This is a genomic window from Lacticaseibacillus mingshuiensis (assembly GCF_016861785.1).
GTDB classification, from domain to species: Bacteria; Bacillota; Bacilli; order Lactobacillales; family Lactobacillaceae; genus Lacticaseibacillus; species Lacticaseibacillus mingshuiensis.
This window is the reverse complement of sequence record NZ_BOLS01000017.1, coordinates 37315-55584: the sequence shown is the minus strand read 5'-3', so window position 1 is coordinate 55584 and position 18270 is coordinate 37315. Positions and strand designations below refer to the sequence as shown.

23 protein-coding genes and 1 tRNA gene are annotated in these 18270 nt (G+C 56.0%); 21 read left to right on the top strand and 3 right to left on the bottom strand.

Annotated features, from left to right (window positions below; translation table 11 throughout):
• Positions 1-367 precede the first annotated feature (367 nt).
• Positions 368-2773 carry a Xaa-Pro dipeptidyl-peptidase gene (locus tag JUE67_RS10480; protein ID WP_203628128.1) on the bottom strand — a complete coding sequence of 802 codons (2406 nt, stop codon included), beginning with the start codon at positions 2771-2773 and terminating at the stop codon, positions 368-370.
• Positions 2774-2888: 115 nt separating this feature from the next.
• Here JUE67_RS10480 and JUE67_RS10475 point away from each other — a divergent pair.
• The 3 genes from JUE67_RS10475 to JUE67_RS10470 all read left to right on the top strand — a co-directional run bounded on the left by JUE67_RS10475 (position 2889) and on the right by JUE67_RS10470 (position 4048).
• Positions 2889-2962 (top strand) — tRNA-Arg (locus tag JUE67_RS10475).
• A gap of 565 nt (positions 2963-3527) precedes the next feature.
• Entirely contained in the window at positions 3528-3650 is a 123-nt protein-coding gene (locus JUE67_RS12835; protein WP_263852812.1) for a hypothetical protein, read from the top strand.
• 152 nt (positions 3651-3802) lie between these two features.
• Positions 3803-4048 carry a hypothetical protein gene (locus JUE67_RS10470; protein WP_203628129.1) on the top strand — a complete coding sequence of 82 codons (246 nt, stop codon included), beginning with the start codon at positions 3803-3805 and terminating at the stop codon, positions 4046-4048.
• A gap of 48 nt (positions 4049-4096) precedes the next feature.
• Here JUE67_RS10470 and JUE67_RS10465 read toward each other — a convergent pair whose 3' ends face one another.
• Positions 4097-4330: a hypothetical protein gene (locus tag JUE67_RS10465; protein WP_203628130.1), complete on the bottom strand. Its 234-nt coding sequence runs from the start codon at positions 4328-4330 to the stop codon at positions 4097-4099.
• Positions 4331-4466: 136 nt separating this feature from the next.
• Here JUE67_RS10465 and JUE67_RS10460 point away from each other — a divergent pair, with 136 nt between their 5' ends.
• The 15 genes from JUE67_RS10460 (at position 4467) to recN (ending at position 15571) form a co-directional block, all read left to right on the top strand.
• Positions 4467-5075, top strand: coding sequence for a TetR/AcrR family transcriptional regulator (locus tag JUE67_RS10460; RefSeq protein WP_203628131.1), 609 nt, complete (start codon positions 4467-4469; stop codon positions 5073-5075).
• 290 nt (positions 5076-5365) lie between these two features.
• On the top strand, positions 5366-5677 hold the full coding sequence (gene rplU / locus JUE67_RS10455) for a 50S ribosomal protein L21 (protein ID WP_125695988.1): 312 nt from the start codon (positions 5366-5368) through the stop codon (positions 5675-5677).
• A 19-nt stretch (positions 5678-5696) separates the two neighbouring features.
• Entirely contained in the window at positions 5697-6038 is a 342-nt protein-coding gene (locus JUE67_RS10450) for a ribosomal-processing cysteine protease Prp (RefSeq protein ID WP_203628132.1), read from the top strand.
• Between the two features lie 23 nt (positions 6039-6061).
• Positions 6062-6352: a 50S ribosomal protein L27 gene (gene rpmA / locus JUE67_RS10445; RefSeq protein WP_125695986.1), complete on the top strand. Its 291-nt coding sequence runs from the start codon at positions 6062-6064 to the stop codon at positions 6350-6352.
• Between the two features lie 106 nt (positions 6353-6458).
• Entirely contained in the window at positions 6459-7529 is a 1071-nt protein-coding gene (locus JUE67_RS10440; protein WP_203628134.1) for a M24 family metallopeptidase, read from the top strand.
• Positions 7530-7664: 135 nt separating this feature from the next.
• Positions 7665-8228, top strand: coding sequence for an elongation factor P (gene efp / locus JUE67_RS10435; RefSeq protein WP_125695984.1), 564 nt, complete (start codon positions 7665-7667; stop codon positions 8226-8228).
• A gap of 46 nt (positions 8229-8274) precedes the next feature.
• Positions 8275-8712 carry an Asp23/Gls24 family envelope stress response protein gene (locus JUE67_RS10430; RefSeq protein ID WP_125695983.1) on the top strand — a complete coding sequence of 146 codons (438 nt, stop codon included), beginning with the start codon at positions 8275-8277 and terminating at the stop codon, positions 8710-8712.
• The gene (gene nusB, locus JUE67_RS10425; RefSeq protein WP_203628135.1) at positions 8709-9128 is read left to right on the top strand and encodes a transcription antitermination factor NusB; all 420 of its coding nucleotides are present in this window, start codon (positions 8709-8711) and stop codon (positions 9126-9128) included. Before JUE67_RS10430 ends, nusB begins: the two co-directional genes overlap by 4 nt.
• 113 nt (positions 9129-9241) lie before the next feature.
• Positions 9242-10102, top strand: a complete 861-nt coding sequence (folD, locus tag JUE67_RS10420; RefSeq protein ID WP_203628136.1) for a bifunctional methylenetetrahydrofolate dehydrogenase/methenyltetrahydrofolate cyclohydrolase FolD — start codon at positions 9242-9244, stop codon at positions 10100-10102.
• Positions 10086-11447, top strand: a complete 1362-nt coding sequence (gene xseA / locus JUE67_RS10415) for an exodeoxyribonuclease VII large subunit (protein ID WP_203628137.1) — start codon at positions 10086-10088, stop codon at positions 11445-11447. The genes folD and xseA overlap by 17 nt, the downstream gene beginning before the upstream one ends.
• On the top strand, positions 11447-11692 hold the full coding sequence (locus JUE67_RS10410) for an exodeoxyribonuclease VII small subunit (RefSeq protein ID WP_203628138.1): 246 nt from the start codon (positions 11447-11449) through the stop codon (positions 11690-11692). Before xseA ends, JUE67_RS10410 begins: the two co-directional genes overlap by 1 nt.
• A complete protein-coding gene (locus JUE67_RS10405) occupies positions 11685-12542 on the top strand; it encodes a polyprenyl synthetase family protein (RefSeq protein WP_203628139.1) in 858 nt (285 codons plus the stop codon). The genes JUE67_RS10410 and JUE67_RS10405 overlap by 8 nt, the downstream gene beginning before the upstream one ends.
• Positions 12543-12551: 9 nt before the next feature.
• Positions 12552-13388, top strand: coding sequence for a TlyA family RNA methyltransferase (locus tag JUE67_RS10400; protein WP_203628140.1), 837 nt, complete (start codon positions 12552-12554; stop codon positions 13386-13388).
• A gap of 22 nt (positions 13389-13410) precedes the next feature.
• On the top strand, positions 13411-13863 hold the full coding sequence (locus JUE67_RS10395) for an arginine repressor (protein ID WP_203628141.1): 453 nt from the start codon (positions 13411-13413) through the stop codon (positions 13861-13863).
• Positions 13864-13867: 4 nt separating this feature from the next.
• Positions 13868-15571 (top strand): DNA repair protein RecN, encoded by a 1704-nt coding sequence (recN, locus tag JUE67_RS10390; RefSeq protein ID WP_203628142.1) that lies wholly within the window; start codon positions 13868-13870, stop codon positions 15569-15571.
• Positions 15572-15639: 68 nt separating this feature from the next.
• On the opposite strand, the gene JUE67_RS10385 is transcribed toward recN, so the two are convergent.
• Positions 15640-15939, bottom strand: a complete 300-nt coding sequence (locus JUE67_RS10385) for a hypothetical protein (RefSeq protein WP_125695974.1) — start codon at positions 15937-15939, stop codon at positions 15640-15642.
• Between the two features lie 272 nt (positions 15940-16211).
• Between JUE67_RS10385 and JUE67_RS10380 the strand changes: the two genes are divergently transcribed.
• Genes JUE67_RS10380 through rpoZ form a run of 3 tightly spaced genes read left to right on the top strand, consistent with a single transcriptional unit; the run spans position 16212 to position 17848 of the window.
• Positions 16212-16895 (top strand): patatin-like phospholipase family protein, encoded by a 684-nt coding sequence (locus JUE67_RS10380; RefSeq protein WP_203628143.1) that lies wholly within the window; start codon positions 16212-16214, stop codon positions 16893-16895.
• Between the two features lie 56 nt (positions 16896-16951).
• A complete protein-coding gene (gmk, locus tag JUE67_RS10375; protein WP_203628144.1) occupies positions 16952-17581 on the top strand; it encodes a guanylate kinase in 630 nt (209 codons plus the stop codon).
• A gap of 12 nt (positions 17582-17593) precedes the next feature.
• Positions 17594-17848 carry a DNA-directed RNA polymerase subunit omega gene (rpoZ, locus tag JUE67_RS10370; protein ID WP_203628145.1) on the top strand — a complete coding sequence of 85 codons (255 nt, stop codon included), beginning with the start codon at positions 17594-17596 and terminating at the stop codon, positions 17846-17848.
• Positions 17849-18270 lie beyond the last annotated feature (422 nt).

The window sequence follows — 18270 nt, the reverse complement described above, 5'->3', positions numbered from 1 at the left end:
ACCCACTCGCCTAATTTATGACACCACTGACTCGGATGCCCTTCATAGCAGCCACTCTAGGTTTGCGTACGGTATCCCCCGCACTGGGTCCGCTTGCCTCGGGGGAGATCGGTCCGTGTGGCCACACCAGAAGCCCCTTCTGCTGTCGATTAATATAGCACTGTGTAAACGGTATTGTCAACTTTTTTATTGCACAATAAAAACGCCCGTATCGCGATGATACGGGCGTTTTAGATGTGTCGTGTCAGGCCACGAAAAAATTATTTTAAATAACTTATGCGACGACTGATCTGAAACGCAAAATCACGTTTCAGTGAGCGCTGTTTTCAAGGGAAGGGCGCTGACTATCACCTCAAAGCAGGCACAATCAATGTTCGTCCGTCCGCAACGGCAGGTGAAGGATGCTGGCCTGAAGATCGATGTGGTAATTCGTGATCGTGGTTGGGCGCTGTGTCTGGGCCATGTCGGCGCCGTGAATGATCAGGGCGAGGTGCCGGTCTTTTGGCAGGCGATAATGGGTCGGCTGAAGCTCGAAATCGACGGTGAAAGGTTTGCCCGGCTCGATCTGCTGAATCTCATACGCGTTGGTCGGATTTTGCGCGTTGACGTGGCCGAACGTGATCAGCTTGCTGGCAGACTCGGTGCCTTCGCCAAATTCGACGATGCGATCGGCTTTGAAATCATAGCCGAGCTGGTAGCCACTGGCCTCGATGACGCTGGCGTTTGGGGTGAAGCGTTTGGCGTCGCCGACATCGACTAACCGGGCAGAAATGATCGCCGTTGGTTGATCGATCCAAAGCCGAAGCTTCAGCGTTGGAATGCCTTCCAGCGTGACCTCGTTGCCGAACGCAGGCAGGTCCAGCCACAACCGAACATCATTGTACAGACTATTTTTCCCTGGGCGAACGATCTCGGCTTCAAAATCATCGGAGGTCTGATGATGGGCGGTGAAGATGGCAGTCGCATCGTCGACGAAGCTGGCACCACGGCCCGTTGCCTGATCGAGGGTCAGCGACTGGACTGGATGGTCGGCAGCGGGGGCCCCAAAGTCACTGTAATGATGCCAGGTCTGCGGGGTCACATTATCTTGCACAGTCAGATCTGGAATCACGTCTTTGGCCCCGTTTTCCACGCCGAGCAGTTCATAGGACAGCCAAAGGTTCATCTGGTCGGTGAAATCCAGTGACAGCACATTGTTGAGGTAGACGTGCTGGCCTTGATGCAAAAACAGTTTGTGCGCGATCGGCAGCGCCTGCAGCCCTTGCCACAACTTGATCACGTTTTTCGGCTTGACGTTCCAGTCGTTGAGGCCGTGGACGGACACGACGTCGCAGGTGATGTTGGCCAAATTGTTGCGGTAGTTGCGAGCATCCCACCAGGCGTTATAATCGCCGGTGGTGCGGTCTTGGCCGGCTGCGATCTCGGCCAGCGCCTGGTCCCACTTCGGCTTGACGCGGAGAAAATCGCCGGTGCGTTTTTGCCGCGAATAGGTATCAACGGCCAAAACATCGGCATCTTCGCCTTGGAAGCCGCCTGGGGCAACGACCAATCCGTTTTCCCGATAGTAATCGTACCAGCTTGAGATCGCCGATTCGGAGATGATCGTCTTCAGTCCTTCGACGCCACTGGTGGCCGCCGCAATGGACAAGGTGCCCAAGTATGATTTCCCGGTCATGGCGACGTTGCCATTGCACCACCAAGCTTTGATCGCGGTGTGGCCATCGCGGGTGGTGAAGGCAGGACGTTTGCCAGTCAGCCATTCGATCACCGCGACCGCACTGGCTGTCTCGGCCGGGTCACCCGTCGTTCGCAACCCATCAGACCCGCGAGTCCCAACCCCGGCTGAATACACGGTGACAAAGCCGCGACTGAGGAAAAAGTCGTTGAGCGAGTAGATTCCTTGCTCATCGGCATAGACTTCAGCGATTGTGCTGGTCTGCTCGATCGCTTTATGGGGCAGGGTCACCGGTTCGGCCGGTGTTGCGGTCACGTCTGCTTTGGTGTGGCTGACGGTTTTCACGGCCAAATGCGGATCCGGCACATGGGTGATCGCCTTGACCGCTTCATCGTTGGTCCCATGGAAGTAGGGGTTAGCGGTAAACAGCACCGGCATTTTCACGCCTTGATCTGTCGCGGCTGGCCGGAAGATCGTGGTCTCCAGCAGGTCACGCTGGCCGTCGTGATCCGTGTCGAGGTCCGATTCGACCCAGACGACTTCGCGCACCAGTTTGCGAGGGTCGAAAACAGCCTGCGCCTTGCCATTGAAAAAGAGATAGGTCGGCGTCTCCTTACCGTCTTGGTAATGGGCAAAAAAGCCGCGGTTAGCGAGGTCATCCAGATAATTGACCAGGTGCTTCGTGCGCGTCGTTAGCAGGAGATAAAGTGCCTGCAAAAAATCAGCGCTTGTCGCGATCGTCTCGACTGCCGGCAATTGGGTCGCCGCCATGAAGCTGGCTGGATCGCTCAGCTGATAGTCGGTGAATGGTTCAAACCCAAGCAGCTGCAGAGCCGCCGCGTAAAAAGTCGTGGCGTTCAGCCATTGCGCCGGTGCCTCGACCAGGTCGCGCAACGTGTGCGTCTCATCGATCGCAATGTTGGCGAGCGCCTCGCGTTTGGCGGCAGCGCTGTATGCTTCAGGAAAAAGAAGTGGCAGGTCTGACTGAACCAGTGTGGTCAGGTCTTCAGCTGGAGCTGCATTAAAGCCCAGCGCTTTCAGCTCGGCATATTGAGTCGTCGTGTCTGGCGTCAGCCGGGCGATTTGATTAAGTTTCACATTGAGGCCTCATTTCATTTTTAGTCTAATGTCAGTGTAGCCATCCGGCAGGCGAGTCGCAAGGCGTTTCATTGACACGTTTGGCCCGCTTTCCTATAATAAACAGGTTCAACACGTGCCAGTAGCTCAGTTGGATAGAGCAATGGTCTTCTAAACCATCGGTCCCGGGTTCGAATCCCGGCTGGCGCATTTTATTTCGAAACAGCGGAAAACAGCGAAAGTAAAAGCCCGATTTTGCGGCCTTTTGAATACGCGAAAAGGGGCGAAAATAAGCTCGTTCGGTTACCGTCTGGTTATTGGTACGGGTTTTCGGGGGTCGTAACCAGACGGAGACCAGACGGAACGCTGTAGGCCTCGCGGCACAAGGGGCGCATTTTATTTCGAAAAGCAGAAAGACGAAGGGGAAACCCCTGTGCCTTCCTGCTTTTTTCGTTTCTATCGTGATCTGGCGTGCGGGCCCGAATACGCCTTACAGCCAACGGTCGCGCGGCTTTCAATAATCTTTAACAAATTTCACTTGCATTTAGTTAGAAGAACGCCTATCATCATCTCCAACACCAAATAAACAAACGACATGATTATCGTTCCAATTAGCTTAATAGAACTTGGGTTATTTAACAAAAATTGTTTTTGCTTCTGACCATTCTTAACCAAATTGAAAGGGATACCAATTGACACGACGCCAGTAAGCGCGTAGAATCATGGTATCGCTACCGAACGACCATTCATGTGTTATCGAATGGAGGTAATATTTATGAAATATCGTATTCAACTTGATACGAAGACGCAGCTGTTCATCGCAATTGATCCCGCAGACCAGAACCACAAGGGGACCGGTGCGACCATCGAACAGGCTGTTGCCCAGCTGCAACGCTGATCACAGACGCCGGCCTCGCGCTGGCGTTTTTGATTCTTGCCCAATTGATGCCATCAAACCCGGGCTGTGCTATACTTAAGGCCTTGGCAGGGGCGGGGTCCGAAGTTGTTTTTCGGGCCTTTTCTTGACTACAACAAACGCAGGTGACACACATGGATAAGCGACTGGCGAAAAAATTATTGAAGCAACAGGCAACGAAGATTCAATATTTCTATGGCACTTTTACTGATGGCAGCACAGTCGAGCTACCGGTGCGCACGAAGCCGGGTAACACAAAGGCTTATGACGATCTGATGACGAAGATTCGCACGAAGACTGGATCCTTGACCGCTGGCGAAGGGCACAAGTTTGAATTCCGCGACCTTGTTCACTATGAATTCAGTGATACTCGGCGATAAACGGTTCGAAAAAAAGGGCACCGAGGAATTTTTCCTTGGTGCCCTTGGTTATTTACGGTGATGAAGCCAGTAGCGCAGCCCGTACATGACAGCGACAAGCGCGGCCTGCCATGCTAGCAGGAGCCATGCCAGGTCATCGGCGTCAAACAATTTACGACTGATGGTGGCCAGCGTGATCATCACCAAAGCCGTTAAGATCAGATTGAGCGGGAATTTCAGGCGGGCAACAATTGCCACCACGAGGCCTCCCGCCAGGATAAAAATCAAACTATCGACAAGCATGCGGCCACCTCCGCGTTTCAGTATACTTGACCATTTTGTGCGGGACAAGCCGCGAGCCGGCGCAGACGTCATTTTCGCGAGACTTATTTTACCGCTTTTGCGCAAAGATGCGCTATACTCCAAACGGAGGGCGATTATGGGAGTCGAACGAAATGATACGCGCTACAGAAAATCACGCGAAAAGCTAGTCAACGCGCTGTTTGAGTTGCTTGAAAAAGGCGCTGACGTGAACACATTATCCGTGGCCGAATTGGTTGCCCAGGCGCATGTCACCCGGACAACTTTTTACCTGCATTACGAAGACCGCGCCGATTTTTATGACAGCGTGCTTCATATGATGGTCGACGACCTGTATCGCGCGGCGATCACAGAGGGCTATTCCGTCAACGGCAATTCTTTTCCGGTGCTTGATCTGACGGCGGCCTTCGGGTTTGTCGCGGCGCATGCCAAAGAATATCACTACCTATTAAAAGACGGGCAGCGTCTCTTTGACCGCAAGCTGTTGTCCAATCTGTATGCGGCGGTCGAGCGCTACTGCGAAGTCACCGGTGTGCCGCCCCGCATCAGCGAGGTGCCGATCGACCTGATCATCGAATATGAGGTCATGGCGATCGTGGGCACGGCAGCGCATTGGTTGGAGGAGGGGATGGTCTATTCCCCACGCTATGTGGCCAAAACGCTCGCGATGTTGTGCCAAGGCGGGGCCCAGACAGCCACTCTAGCCGATTTTTTTGTGGCACGCTGAAGACGCGGACTTGTCATCCTTTTGCCAAGGGAGCAACCGAGTGTCGTCTCAGCTCGTCCTTTGCTGTCTCATTGTGGCAGGCGCGCCAGGTCGTCAGATCATTCCGGGCCACGCGCACTGTCACCATTTCTTTGCGAATTGCTTGCACGGGGCCTTGCGCTCTGGTACAATTGCAACGTTGTATTTGTCACCCCTCATCTGCAACCGCACGCAGACAGGTATCAAAGCCTAGCACCTGTTGCGGCGAGTATTCAGGGGATTAGCCTAAGGGCATATAGGAGGTGCACAAGATGTACGCAATCATCAAAACTGGCGGCAAGCAGTACAAAGCCGAAGTTGGCCAAGCCATCTATGTTGAAAAACTGGATGTCGCAGAGGGTGAAACGGTCACGTTTGACCAAGTCATTCTGGTCGGCGGCGAAGGCTCAGCTAAGATCGGCACACCAACGATCGATGGCGCGACGGTAACTGGCAAGGTGGACAAGCAAGGGCGTGAAAAGAAGGTCGTGACCTTCAAATACAAGCCTAAGAAGCATAGCCATCAGAAAAAAGGTCATCGTCAACCCTACACGAAAGTGACGATCGACGCGATCAATGCCTGATTTCAACTAGGAGGGCGCCATGATCAAAGCACGTTTTGACCGCGATGCAAGCGGTGATATCGCGCATTTTCTCATCACTGGCCATGCTGATTCTGGCGACTTCGGACACGACATTGTTTGTGCCGCAGTCTCCGCAGTCAGCATCGGGGCAGTGAACGGCATTGAATCCTTAGCCGGGTTTGAGCCGGATGTGCAGGCGGATGAAGTCAACGGCGGGCATCTCGACGTGGCTTTTGACAAAACTGTCTCCGGGGAGCAGCACCATATCGCGCAGCTCTTGCTTGAGAATCTGCTCTTGTCACTGCAGAGCATTGCCGAACAGTACGGCGATTATGTCACGATCACGACAAGAAATTCGTAATCTGAATTCGGAGGTGTACTGATATGTTAAAGATGAACTTGCAATTCTTCTCCCATCATAAGGGGGGCGGCTCGACCTCTAACGGCCGTAACTCAGCCGGTCGGCGTCTTGGTAGCAAGCGCGCAGATGGTCAGTTCGTTAAAGCCGGAAACATCTTGTACCGCCAGCGCGGCACGAAGATCCATCCGGGTACGAACGTCGGCCGCGGCGGCGATGATACCTTGTTTGCAACGGCAGATGGCGTCGTTAAATTCGAACGCCTTGGCCGCGACAAAAAGCAGGTATCTGTTTATCCAGTTGCAAAAGCTGAATAATCGCGATGCGCTCCGGAGACGGAGCGTTTTTTTTATTCATAGTGGTCAGTTATCGTCGCGGGTCCGCGGCGAAGCTAGGCCGCTGGGCTGAAAAGAGGCAATCCTCATGACAAGATTGGAAAAATTGCAGACAAAATTGGCCGGCACGCAGATCGATGCGCTGCTGGTCACAGATCCGGTGAATGTGTCCTATCTGACCGGTTTTACAGGCGACGAAAGCGCCTTGCTGGTCGCCAAAGACCAGAGTTGGTTCATCACCGACTCCCGGTTCACGGAGCAGGTCAAAGCCCAGGTGACAAACAGTGCGCTGGTCCTTCAGCAGCATGGCCTCGCTGCAAAGGCTGGTGAACTTGCAACCACGCACGGCCTTTCCCGAGTTGGCTTTGAAAGTGAGACCATGACTTACGCCGAATTCGCGAAGCTGCCAAAGCAGACTGAATGGGTCCCGACGACCAACATGGTGGCCGAGTTGCGCGAGGTCAAGGACGATGAAGAGCTCGCGCTGATCAAGCGGGCGATCGCGATCGCGGAAGCCGGGTATGATCATGTGGTGGCGACCATTCACCCAGGCATGACCGAACTTGAAGTGGCGACGGACCTCGACTTTTTTATGCGGCAACAAGGCGCAAGCGGCACGTCATTTGAGACCATTGTGGCCAGTGGGGCGCGCTCCGCAATGCCGCATGGGGCCGCAACAACGAAAGTGATCGCGCAGGGCGATGTCGTGACGCTGGACTGGGGTGCGGTGTATCATGGATATGTGTCGGATATTACCCGCACGTTTGCGGTCGGTGAGCCCGATCCGAAAATTCGTGAGATCTATCGGGTCGTTTATGCGGCCAATCAGAAAGTCAAGGCGTTGATGGCCCCTGGCGTGACTGGCGCGGCAATCAACGCGCTGGCCCACGGTTTCATCGATGGGGCGGGGTACGGTCAGTATTTTGGCCACGGCACCGGCCATGGCATTGGGCTGTCGATTCACGAAGGGCCTGGCGCATGGGGACCGTATCGCGATGTGCCGCAAGCAATTGGCAATGTTGAAACAAATGAACCAGGTATTTATCTGCCGGAAGTCGGCGGGGTGCGCATCGAAGATGATCTGTTGATCACCGCAACAGGCGCCACGCAATTGACCCGTGAGGCGCCGGCAGAAATTCCCGTTATCGCTGTGCGATAACGCAGGAGAGGAGGCGTTTTTTGTGCCAGAAACAATGAGACTAGGCAACGCGTTGAGCGGACGGCGACAACTTGCGCCGCCATGGTTGGATTGATATAGTATTATTAAGCTTAGTGACGAAAGTGGAGGATCCGGATGATTTCTGTTAACGATTTTAAAAACGGCTTGACCATTGAGGTCGATGGCGACCTGTGGCGCATTGTCGAGTTCCAGCACGTGAAGCCAGGCAAGGGCTCAGCCTTTGTCCGGTCCACGCTGAAGAATTTGCGGACCGGCGCGGTGCAGGAAAAAACGTTCCGTTCGACTGAAAAGGTCGGAAAAGCGCAGATCGACACCAAGACGATGCAGTACCTGTACGCCGATGGGGATTCTTATGTCTTCATGGATACGGACACTTACGAGCAGCTGACCTTGCCAGGCGATGAGATCCGCGATGAGCTGAAGTTCATCAAGGAGAACATGGAGGTCAAGATCATGATGCACGGGAGCGAGACGCTTGGCGTTGACCTGCCAAATGTTGTGGATCTTGAAGTCGTTGACACGGAACCCGGAATCCGCGGGAATACCTCGTCAGGCGGTTCAAAGCCCGCGACGATGGAGACTGGGCTTGTGGTTCAGGTCCCATTTTTCATTAACAAAGGTGATAAGCTGACGATCAACACGCAAGATGGCAGCTACATCTCGCGGTCGAACAGCTAACTCGCGGCAGTCGCCATGGCTGCCGACAAATAATGGAGGCTTTTCAATGGCTGAAGAGACGAATATCGTACTTGCAAACCGGACCGATGCTCAGGGGACCATTGAGATCGTGCCGGAAGTGCTCGAAGTGATCTTGGGCATCGCAGCGGTCTCGATCGATGGCGTGTACCAAATGCGCGGCTCACTGGCCAGCACGGTCAACGCTTGGTTTGGCCGGACCAATCACGGCAAAGGCGTCGATCTGACCGTTGAAGACGGCCGCCTGACCGCCGATGTCTATGTGTATCTGGACTATGGCGTTTCCGTGCCCAAGGTCGCATTGAAGATGCAGGAGACGCTGCGCGAGCAATTGCTCTACATGACAGACCTCACCCTTGATGAGGTCAACGTGCATGTGCTGGGTGTGGTTCCGGAAAAAGCGGAACAGCTTGACCCAACCGAGCTGTTCGCCGACGACGACAATAGTGAGGACAGCGAGGCATGACGACGGAACAAACAATGTCGAGGCACGAGATGCGGGAAGCGGCCTTTCAGGTGCTTTTCGCCGGCGCCGGCACCACTGAAACGGACCGCGCCCTTGTGTATCAAGAAGTCTTGCCGGAAGATGTTCAGCCACCTGAGTATTTGACTGGGCTGGTCGACGGCGTCTTGGCGAATCAAGACGCACTCGATGCGGCGATCACCAGCAAGCTTAAGGCTGGCTGGCAACTCAGCCGGCTGGCAAAAGCCGATCTGATCGCGTTGCGTCTCGGGCTTTACGAGATTCAGTTCGAGCCGGACCTGCCTGACAAAGTTGCGGTCAATGAGGCGATCGAGTTGACGAAGCGGTACAGCGACGAGCAGGCCGCAAAATTCGTGAACGGCATCTTAGGACATTTTGTCGCACACGCGAACGCGTGATCAAGAAGCCGGCTCAAAGTGAGGACTTTGGCCGGCTTTTCGTATGGGCACTTTATTATCATTTGAGTGATTATTGTCTATTGGAGTTTGATATATTAGAGGGGGAACCACGCATGACCACCATCCTAGACGGAAAGAAAACTGCAGATGCCTTGATGACGGCCTTGACCGAAACGGTCGCTGAGATGAAAGCCCGTGGCGTGACGCCAGGGCTCGCCGTGATTCTCGTGGGTGAAGACCCGGCCAGCGCAATCTATGTGCGCAACAAGCACCGCCGCGCGGATAAGATCGGAATCCGCTCTTTCACCATCGCGATGCCAGCCACCGTTTCTGAAGCGGATCTCCTGGCGAAGATCGCCGAACTGAATGACGATCCGGATGTCGACGGTATTTTGGTTCAGTTGCCACTGCCGGCGCAGATCTCCGAGGCCGCGGTACTCAACGCGATCGCACCTGAAAAAGACGTGGATGGCTTTCATCCGGTCAATGTCGGGCGCCTCTGGACGAATGAACCTGGGGTCGTCGCCTCGACGCCATTTGGCATCATGCAACTCCTCAAGGCGTACCAGATTCCGGTCGCTGGCAAACACGCGGTGATCGTTGGCCGCTCGAATATTGTGGGGCGGCCGCTGGCGGCGCTGTTGCTCAATGCCAGTGCCACTGTGACGATGACCCACAGTCAGACGGCGGATCTGGCAGCGCACACGCGGCAGGCGGACCTCTTGTTTGTCGCGACGGGGCGGCCTGAAATGATCACCGGCGACATGGTCCAAGATGGCGCCGTGGTGGTCGATGTCGGCATGGATCGTGATGCGGCCGGTAAACTCGTTGGGGATGTGAATTTTGCCGAGGTGGCCCCTCATGCCAGCGCGATCACTCCTGTTCCTGGGGGCGTTGGCCCCATGACGATCGCGGCGTTAATGATGCAAACAGTCGAACTCGCAAAGAGGCGGTTGAATGGTAGCGCAAAGTGAGTACTTGACCGTCAGTTTACTGACGCGATACATTAAACGAAAATATGACCTGGATCCATATTTGGCCAAGGTCTATTTGAGTGGCGAGATCTCGAATTTTCGCCAGCGACCTGGGCACCAATATTTTTCGCTGAAGGACGATAACGCCAAGATCAACGCGGTGATGTTTGCCGGTAATTTTGCGAAGCTCAAATTTCGTCCCGAAGAGGGGATGAAGGTCCTTGTGGTCGGTCGCATCACGCTGTACGAGCGGTCGGGCGAATACCAGATCGTGATTGAAAAAATGGAACCGGATGGCGTCGGCGCCTTGTACGCCGCGCTTGAACAGCTGAAGCAAAAACTGAGCGCCGAAGGTCTGTTTGATCGCAACAAGCGGCCGCTGCCACTTTTTCCAAAAAGGGTGGCTGTGATCACCAGTCCGAGCGGGGCGGTGATTCAAGACATCATGACCACGGTTGCGAGGCGGTATCCGATTTTGCAGCTGACGCTGTTTCCGGCCCAGGTACAAGGCGAGCAGGCGGCGCCGAGTCTGGTCAAGCAGCTGGCAAAAGTCAAGGCGATGGGCGGCTTTGACGCGCTGATCATCGGGCGCGGCGGCGGCTCCATTGAGGATCTCTGGCCGTTCAATGAAGAAAGCGTCGCGCGCGCCTTGATCGACATGCCGATGCCGATCGTCAGTTCAGTCGGCCATGAAACAGACACGACGATCACCGATTTTATCGCCGATCATCGGGCTGCGACCCCCACGGCTGCGGCCGAATTGGTCACGCCGATCAAGCTGAGCGATGCGCTGACACGGCTGGGAGAAGATCGGCTGCGCGTGCAGGCCGCGATGAATCAGCAGCTGACTGTGCTACGGGAGCGCCTCACGCGGATTCAAAACGCCGTGGTGCTTACGCAACCGCAACGGCTGTACGATCAATATTTGCAGACGCTGGATCAATTTTCGATGCGGCGGGACCGGGCCATGCAAACGCAATTGCAAGGGGCGGACCGCCGCCTGCGCCTGGCCCAAGCCAAGCTGCAGGCGACCCGGCCGGCAGAGCGCGTGGCCAATGCGCAACAACAAGTGGCCGGCCAGACCCGGCAGTTGCAACTGGCGATTGCCGCGCGCTTGCAGCAGGCGGGCCAGCAGCTCGCCGCCCAGGCAGCGGCGTTGGATCATCTCAGCCCGCTGCGTATTTTGGCCCGCGGGTATGGGTATGTGACGGATGACACCGGGGCCCTGCAGTCCCACGCTGCGGCGATGCATGTCGGCGATCGCGCGCAGGTGCATTTGCAAGATGGGGTGCTTGAGGTGACGGTTGATCAGATCACGCAGTCAGGAAAGGCGGAAGATCAGTAATGGCAGATGAAAATAAGACAGCAGCACAGCCCACATTTGAGCAGCAATTGGCGCAGCTTGAGCAGATCGTCAATCAGCTGGAGCAGGGCGATGTCCCGTTGGAACAGGCGCTGACTGCCTATAAACAGGGCATCACGTTGAGCCAGCAACTGGAAAAAACGCTGAAGGATGCCGAACAAACGGTGACAAATATGGTCACGGATGACGGGCAGGTCAAACCCTTTGACCCTAAAGCCGATGCTTGACGACAAGGTGGTGGCGCTGCTTCCGGCGGTTGAGCAAACCTTGCAGGCCCATCTCGATCAAGTGGCCAATGTGCATTTACGAAAGGCAATGGCGTATTCTTTGACTGCAGGCGGAAAACGGCTGCGGCCGCTTTTGTTGCTGGCGGTGGTGCAGAGCTTTGCCGGGCCTGTTGAAGCGGCGTTGCCTGCTGCGGCCGGCATCGAGTGTTTGCACACCTATTCGCTCATTCACGATGATCTGCCAGCCATGGACAACGATGATCTGCGGCGCGGCCAGCCGACCAGCCACAAAGTGTTTGGCTCGGCGCTGGCGATCTTGGCCGGCGATGCCCTGCAAACAGCTGCCTTTGAGTTGGTCAGCGCAACACCGGCCGCCCCTGAAGTGGTGGTCAAGCTGGTGCGGACACTGGCGAAGGCCAGTGGCGCAAGCGGGATGGTGGCCGGCCAGGTGATGGATATGGACGGGGAGACGGTGCATTATGACTTGCCGACCTTGCAGCAGTTGCATGCCCTCAAAACTGGGGCGTTGCTGGCGGCGGCCGTCCAAATGGGCGCGCAACTGGCGGCTGTCAGTGCAGCTGATCAGGCGGCGCTGGCCACTTTTGGCGAACAATTTGGCGTTGCGTTTCAGATCCAAGATGACATCAATGATGTGACCGAGACCAGCGCGCAATTAGGCAAAACAGCGGGCAAAGATCTGAGCGAGCATAAAAACACGTATCCGGCGCTGCTTGGGCTGACGGGCGCGAAAGATGCCCTGCAGGCACATGTGGCCGCAGCCGAGGCCGCGCTTCATCGGCTGAGCCGGCCTGCTCCGCAGCTGGATTCGTTTCTGACGTATTTTGAATAAGAGGTTGAAATGACAAAAGAACGCATCGATGTCATGTTGGTCGAGCAGGGCCTGTTTTTGTCCCGCGAGCAGGCCAAGCGTGCCGTCATGGCCGGCGAGGTCTATGATCAAAATAATGAGCGGCTGGACAAGCCCGGGGTCAAGATCCCCGCAGAGACGCCGCTTCACGTGAAGGGTAAGACCATGCCTTATGTGAGCCGAGGCGGGCTGAAGCTGGCCAAGGCGCTGACGGTCTTTAATATTGATCTGACCGGTAAAACGGTGCTGGATATCGGCGCGTCAACTGGCGGGTTCACTGATGTCGCGCTGCAAAATGGGGCCCTTAAGAGTTACGCGCTGGATGTGGGCTACAATCAGCTGGCCTGGAAATTGCGAGAAGACCCGCGTGTCGTCGTGATGGAGCGCGTCAATTTTCGTTATAGCAAGCCGGATGATTTCACAGAAGGGCCGGTCGAATTCGCGATGACTGATGTGTCGTTCATTTCGCTGAAGCTGATCTTGCCGCCCCTTCACGCGATCTTGCAGCCAGGGGCGGATGCGGTCGCGTTGATCAAGCCCCAGTTCGAAGCAGGGCCTGAGCGTGTGGGCAAAAAGGGCATCGTGCGCGATGCGGCGGTGCACCGCGATGTTTTGCAGGAGATCGTGGCTTTTTCCCTAGCCAGCGGGTATGACGTTGAGGGCCTTGATTTCAGTCCCATCAAGGGCGGGGAAGGCAACATCGAGTTCTTGATTCATCTGCGGCGAGCAGACACGACCGGCGTGATGGCCGAGGGCGTTTCGATCGAGGCCACTCAGGCGGCGGCGTATGACACATTGCAACCAAGTTGGCTGCGGCAGGCACACTGAGCGCCTGCAAGGAGGGTGCATGATGCAAAAGAATGAGCGGCAGGGCCACATTCGGCAGTTGATTCAAGCGGAGATGATCGAGCGGCAAGGCGATTTGGTCGATCGACTCAATGCGCTTGGCATTCCGGTGACTCAGGCAACGATCTCACGCGATATCAAGGACATGCAGCTGGTCAAAGTCCCAACTGGCACGGGCCATTATCGCTATTCGCTGCCGCCTGAAAAGCAGTTGGCTCCGCTGGAAAAATTGCGGCGGACGTTTGGCGCCTCGTATCGCAGTGGGGAAACAATGGCTTATTTTGTCGCGCTGAACATGGATCCTGGGACGGCGCCTGCGATCGGCACGCTGATCGAGCAGTTGCGCGATGCCCGGATCTTCACTGTGATCGCCGGCGACAGCACGATCTTGATCATCTGTCACGCAGCGGCGCAGGCGGCGCAACTGCTCGCATTTTTCGATGAGATCGCGGGGTGACCACATGCTGCAGGAACTTGAGATTCACGATTTTGCGATCATCGACCAACTCCAACTGAGCTTTGCCGACCGCATGACGGCCCTGACCGGCGAAACCGGCGCGGGGAAATCCATCATCATTGATGCTGTCAGCTTGTTGGCGGGCAGCCGCGGCAGCGCTGATTTTGTGCGAACCGGCGCGACCAAAGCCACGCTGGAAGGCTTATTTGATGCGACTTCCAATCCGCGCACGGCCGCGGTGATGAGCAGTTTTGGCCTGCAACCCGACGAAGGCAGTGTCCTCCTGTCGCGGGAGCTTTACGAAAATGGTCGCAACATTTGCCGGGTCAATGGGCATCTGGTCAACACGGCGACGCTTCGGGCGATCGGCGAGACGCTGGTGGATATTCACGGGCAAAATGAGCATCAGCAATTGATACATGCGGAGACGCATCTCGGATTGCTGGATGCCTTTGCGGGCGCCCCGGTGCTGGACCTTTTGGCTGATTATCAGACCCGTTATGCGGCGTATCAAACGGCGGCCAAGGCGCTGCGGAAAAAGCAGGCCAACGAACAGGAGTGGGCGCAGCGGCTGGACATGCTGACGTTCCAAGTCGACGAGATCTCCTCGGCCGACCTCCAGCCGGATGAGGCCACGACCTTGACCCAGGAGCGCGACCGGCTGGCCAATTACCAGCGCATCTCGGATGCTTTGACGGGTAGTTACGACATTTTGAACGGCGAGGAAGCCAACCCGCTGGATCAGATTGCCAGCGCCATGGAACAGATGCAGGGCATCGCGCACCTGGATACCGATTTTGCGAGCATCGCCAGCGACCTGCAGACCGCCTATTACAGCCTGCAGGACACCCAGTCGGCGCTGTCTCGGCAGGTCGATGATCTTGAATGGGATGAAGGGCGTCTCGACGAGGTCGAAAAACGGCTGGATCTGATCAGCCAACTTGAGCGCAAATATGGCAACAGCGTCCAAGATGTGATCGATTATGGCGAAAAGGCCAAACGTGAACTGGCCAGCATGACCGCAACGGAGGCCGGGGATGAAGGACTTGAAGGCCGCGTCGCCAGCGAAAAAAAGGCCCTGATCACGCTCGGCCACCAGCTGCATGACGCCCGTGAAAAAGCGGACGAGCAGTTGAGCACCGCGATTCATAAGCAATTGGCCGCTCTTTATATGGCGAAAACTGTGTTCAGCGTGCGGCTGACGGCGCTGGTCGATGAGCTTCGGCCGGATGGCACCGACAGCTGTGAATTTTACATTCAGACCAACCCTGGGGAAGCCGCCAAGCCCCTTGCCAAAATTGCCAGTGGCGGCGAATTATCGCGAATCATGCTGGCACTGAAGACGATCTTCGCTGAAACGGATGGCGTGACCAGCATTATTTTCGATGAGGTCGACACTGGGGTCTCCGGACGCGTGGCCCAGGCGATCGCCAACAAGATCTCGCAGATCGCGCATCACTCGCAGGTGCTGTGCATCACGCACTTGCCGCAAGTCGCCGCGATGAGTGACCACGAATATCTGATCACCAAAAAAGTGACCCATGGCCGCACCATGACCGAGGTCACCAAACTGTCCGATGAAGCGCGTGTTCACGAGATCGCCCGGATGCTGGCCGGCACCGAAGTCACACAGCTCGCGCTGGAACATGCGCAGGAAATGCTGACGATGGCCGCGCAGACCAAAGCCAAACTACACGCCTCGGCGTGACCACGAAAAAAGGACTCATCCAAAACGTTTTGAGCGCGTTTTGGATGAGTCCTTTTTGATTCTCTAGGTTATACTTTTTGAATGTAAGTCAGCTGATCGCTTTGCACGACACGATAGAGGTTGCTACGGTATGCTTGAAAGAGGTAGCGGCCGCCTGTGAGTTGGCGCGTCAACGTACCCGCCAGCGGGGCTTCTTCGCCGCGGAAAAACAGCGCGACGCGATAATGCCGCGCAAATGCCTGCGCCGCAAATTGATCCAGTTGGGTCTGCGGCATTTCAGCAGCCGGCGTTGCCAATGCGAAAAATTGGCGCGTGGCCCGAGCCAGCTCTTGTGTCATTGATTGAAAAGAACGTGCTTTGTTTTCCATTGTCAACGCCTCCGAACGTCTGTTTGCAATTCTTATTATACGAACAAGCGTTCCGAGACGCAAGTGTTTTTTGAAAAAGAAGTGGGACAAATGTCACGCCTGGGTCCGACAGGTAAGTGTGCTAAGCGCCAAGTTCGAACTTTGAACCAGGCGATTGGCGCCTTAGCTGCTCGGACATGGACATTTGGCCCACGACACTGCAGTCACATTAGTGCACGATACAGGAACCGGGACAAAAGTTTTGTCCCGGTTCCGACAAAAGGAGGACGCAGATGACTTGGGCATTGGTACTTGGCGGCGGTGGGGTGCGCGGCGCCTTTCAAGCCGGCGTTTGGCAGGCGCTGGCGACCGCTGGGTTCTCCCCGCGCTTTTTGATCGGCAGCTCGATCGGGGCGCTGAATGGAGCGGCAACGGCGCGCTTGGCGCCGGAAGCGTTAGTCGCGTGGTGGCAGGATCCGCGCCTCGACCATTTTCGCGCCTATCAGCTGAGTCGCACGATCAAAGAATTCGGCGGGGCAATTTTAGCGACGCCGGTCCAGCAACCGTGGCCGACGCTGGCCGTGGCGACTGACCTCAAGCGAAGGCGGCCCGTCGTCAATGCGCTGACTGATCGGACGACGCTAGATCGGTTATGCGCCAGTTGTAGTTTGCCCGGGGTCACGCGGCCAGTGACGATCAATGGGACGCGCTATGCGGATGGCGGGCTGGTCAATGATCTGCCGATCGACATCGCGCGCGACTTAGGAGCAACCAAAATTCTGGCGATCAGCGCGGCGGGGCTTGGCCCTCAGCCGGCAGCCAAGGCGGATCGGCTGTTGACCCCGCCAGAGCCGGTGGGGCGGATCCTTGATTTTTCGCGGGGCAATCGCCAGCGCTTGCTTCAGGCGGGGCAGGAAGCTGGGCAGCGCTTGTGCCAGGAGGCCGATTTTCTTGCGGGAATCCGCGGTTCCTATTGAAAAAGTGGCGCATCAACGGCATAATGGACAGTAAACTATGACGAAAGAGGTGCGCCATGCAGGAGAGAGGAATGCTGATCGTGCTTTCCGGCCCCAGCGGTGTTGGGAAAGGGACCGTTCGGCAAGCCATGCTCGCAGGCAACTACCGTGACTTCAAGTATTCGATTTCAATGACGACACGGCAGATGCGGCCCGGTGAACAAGACGGGGTGGATTATTATTTTCGCACCAAGGCGCAATTTGAGCAGGAGATCGCAGAAGGCGGGATGCTTGAATACGCGCGGTATGTCGGCAACTATTACGGGACGCCGTTGAAGTATGTTAACAAGATGCTCGATGACGGGCAGGATGTCCTGCTTGAGATCGAGGTCAAAGGCGCGATGCAAGTTCGGGAAAAATGTCCGGATGGGGTCTTCATCTTTTTGACCCCACCCGATCTGATCGAGCTGAAGCACCGGCTGACCGCCCGCGGCACTGATGCGCCAGATGTCATCGAACGACGCATCGCCCAGGCCGCCGACGAGATCGCCATGATGGAAAATTACGATTATGCCGTTGTGAATGATCAAGTTGAGCTGGCCGTGCGCCGCATCGAGCGCATCATTGAAGCGGAGCATCTGCGGGTGCCGCGCGTGATCGACCGTTACAAAGGAATGCTGGCGCACACACAGGCGCAGCAGGGATAAGGAGCAGACAATATGATCATCTATCCATCTATCGATAAGCTGTTGAGCAAGGTGCCTTCCCGCTATTCACTCGCGGTGTTGGCGGCCAAACGCGCGCATGAACTGGAAAGCAACGAAGTCCCAATGCTCGCCGAATACCGTTCCCTGAAAACGGTCGGCAAAGCCCTTGAAGAAGTGGCTGCCGGTGACGTGATCATCGACCCCGCTTCCAAAATGCTCGAACGCGACGCTGAACGCCTGGATCACGGCGGCGAGGACGTCGAATAAAAGGGAAAATGGACCGGTGCCCAGCAAATGAGGCGCCGGTTTTTTTGACGCCTGGGGTTCGGTTAGCGCCTCTCAAAATGGCAAGCGGCGAATTGGCCGTTGTGCGATTGGGCTGTGAAGCGTTTAACAAGGTGACCGTTGACTCAGAATAAGAATACTGGCAATTGTGGACCTGGGCTGTGGCAAAGCAGCGATGATGCTAAACGTTTTTGAAGGGTATCTCAACGCAGACAAACCGTTGTGTTGCTGATCAATTTCGATTTCGGTTGGAAGCAAAGCGTATGGTTGGGAGAATTGTGGTCAATTCAATAAATCCTGTAGCAGCACTTGCATTACTTGTCATTGAGATATAAGGCTGAATCGAGGGCGTGCGCCAGCCAGAAATGGCTCAGCCCCCTCGTCGGCGTTGGCGGGTCTGCCGC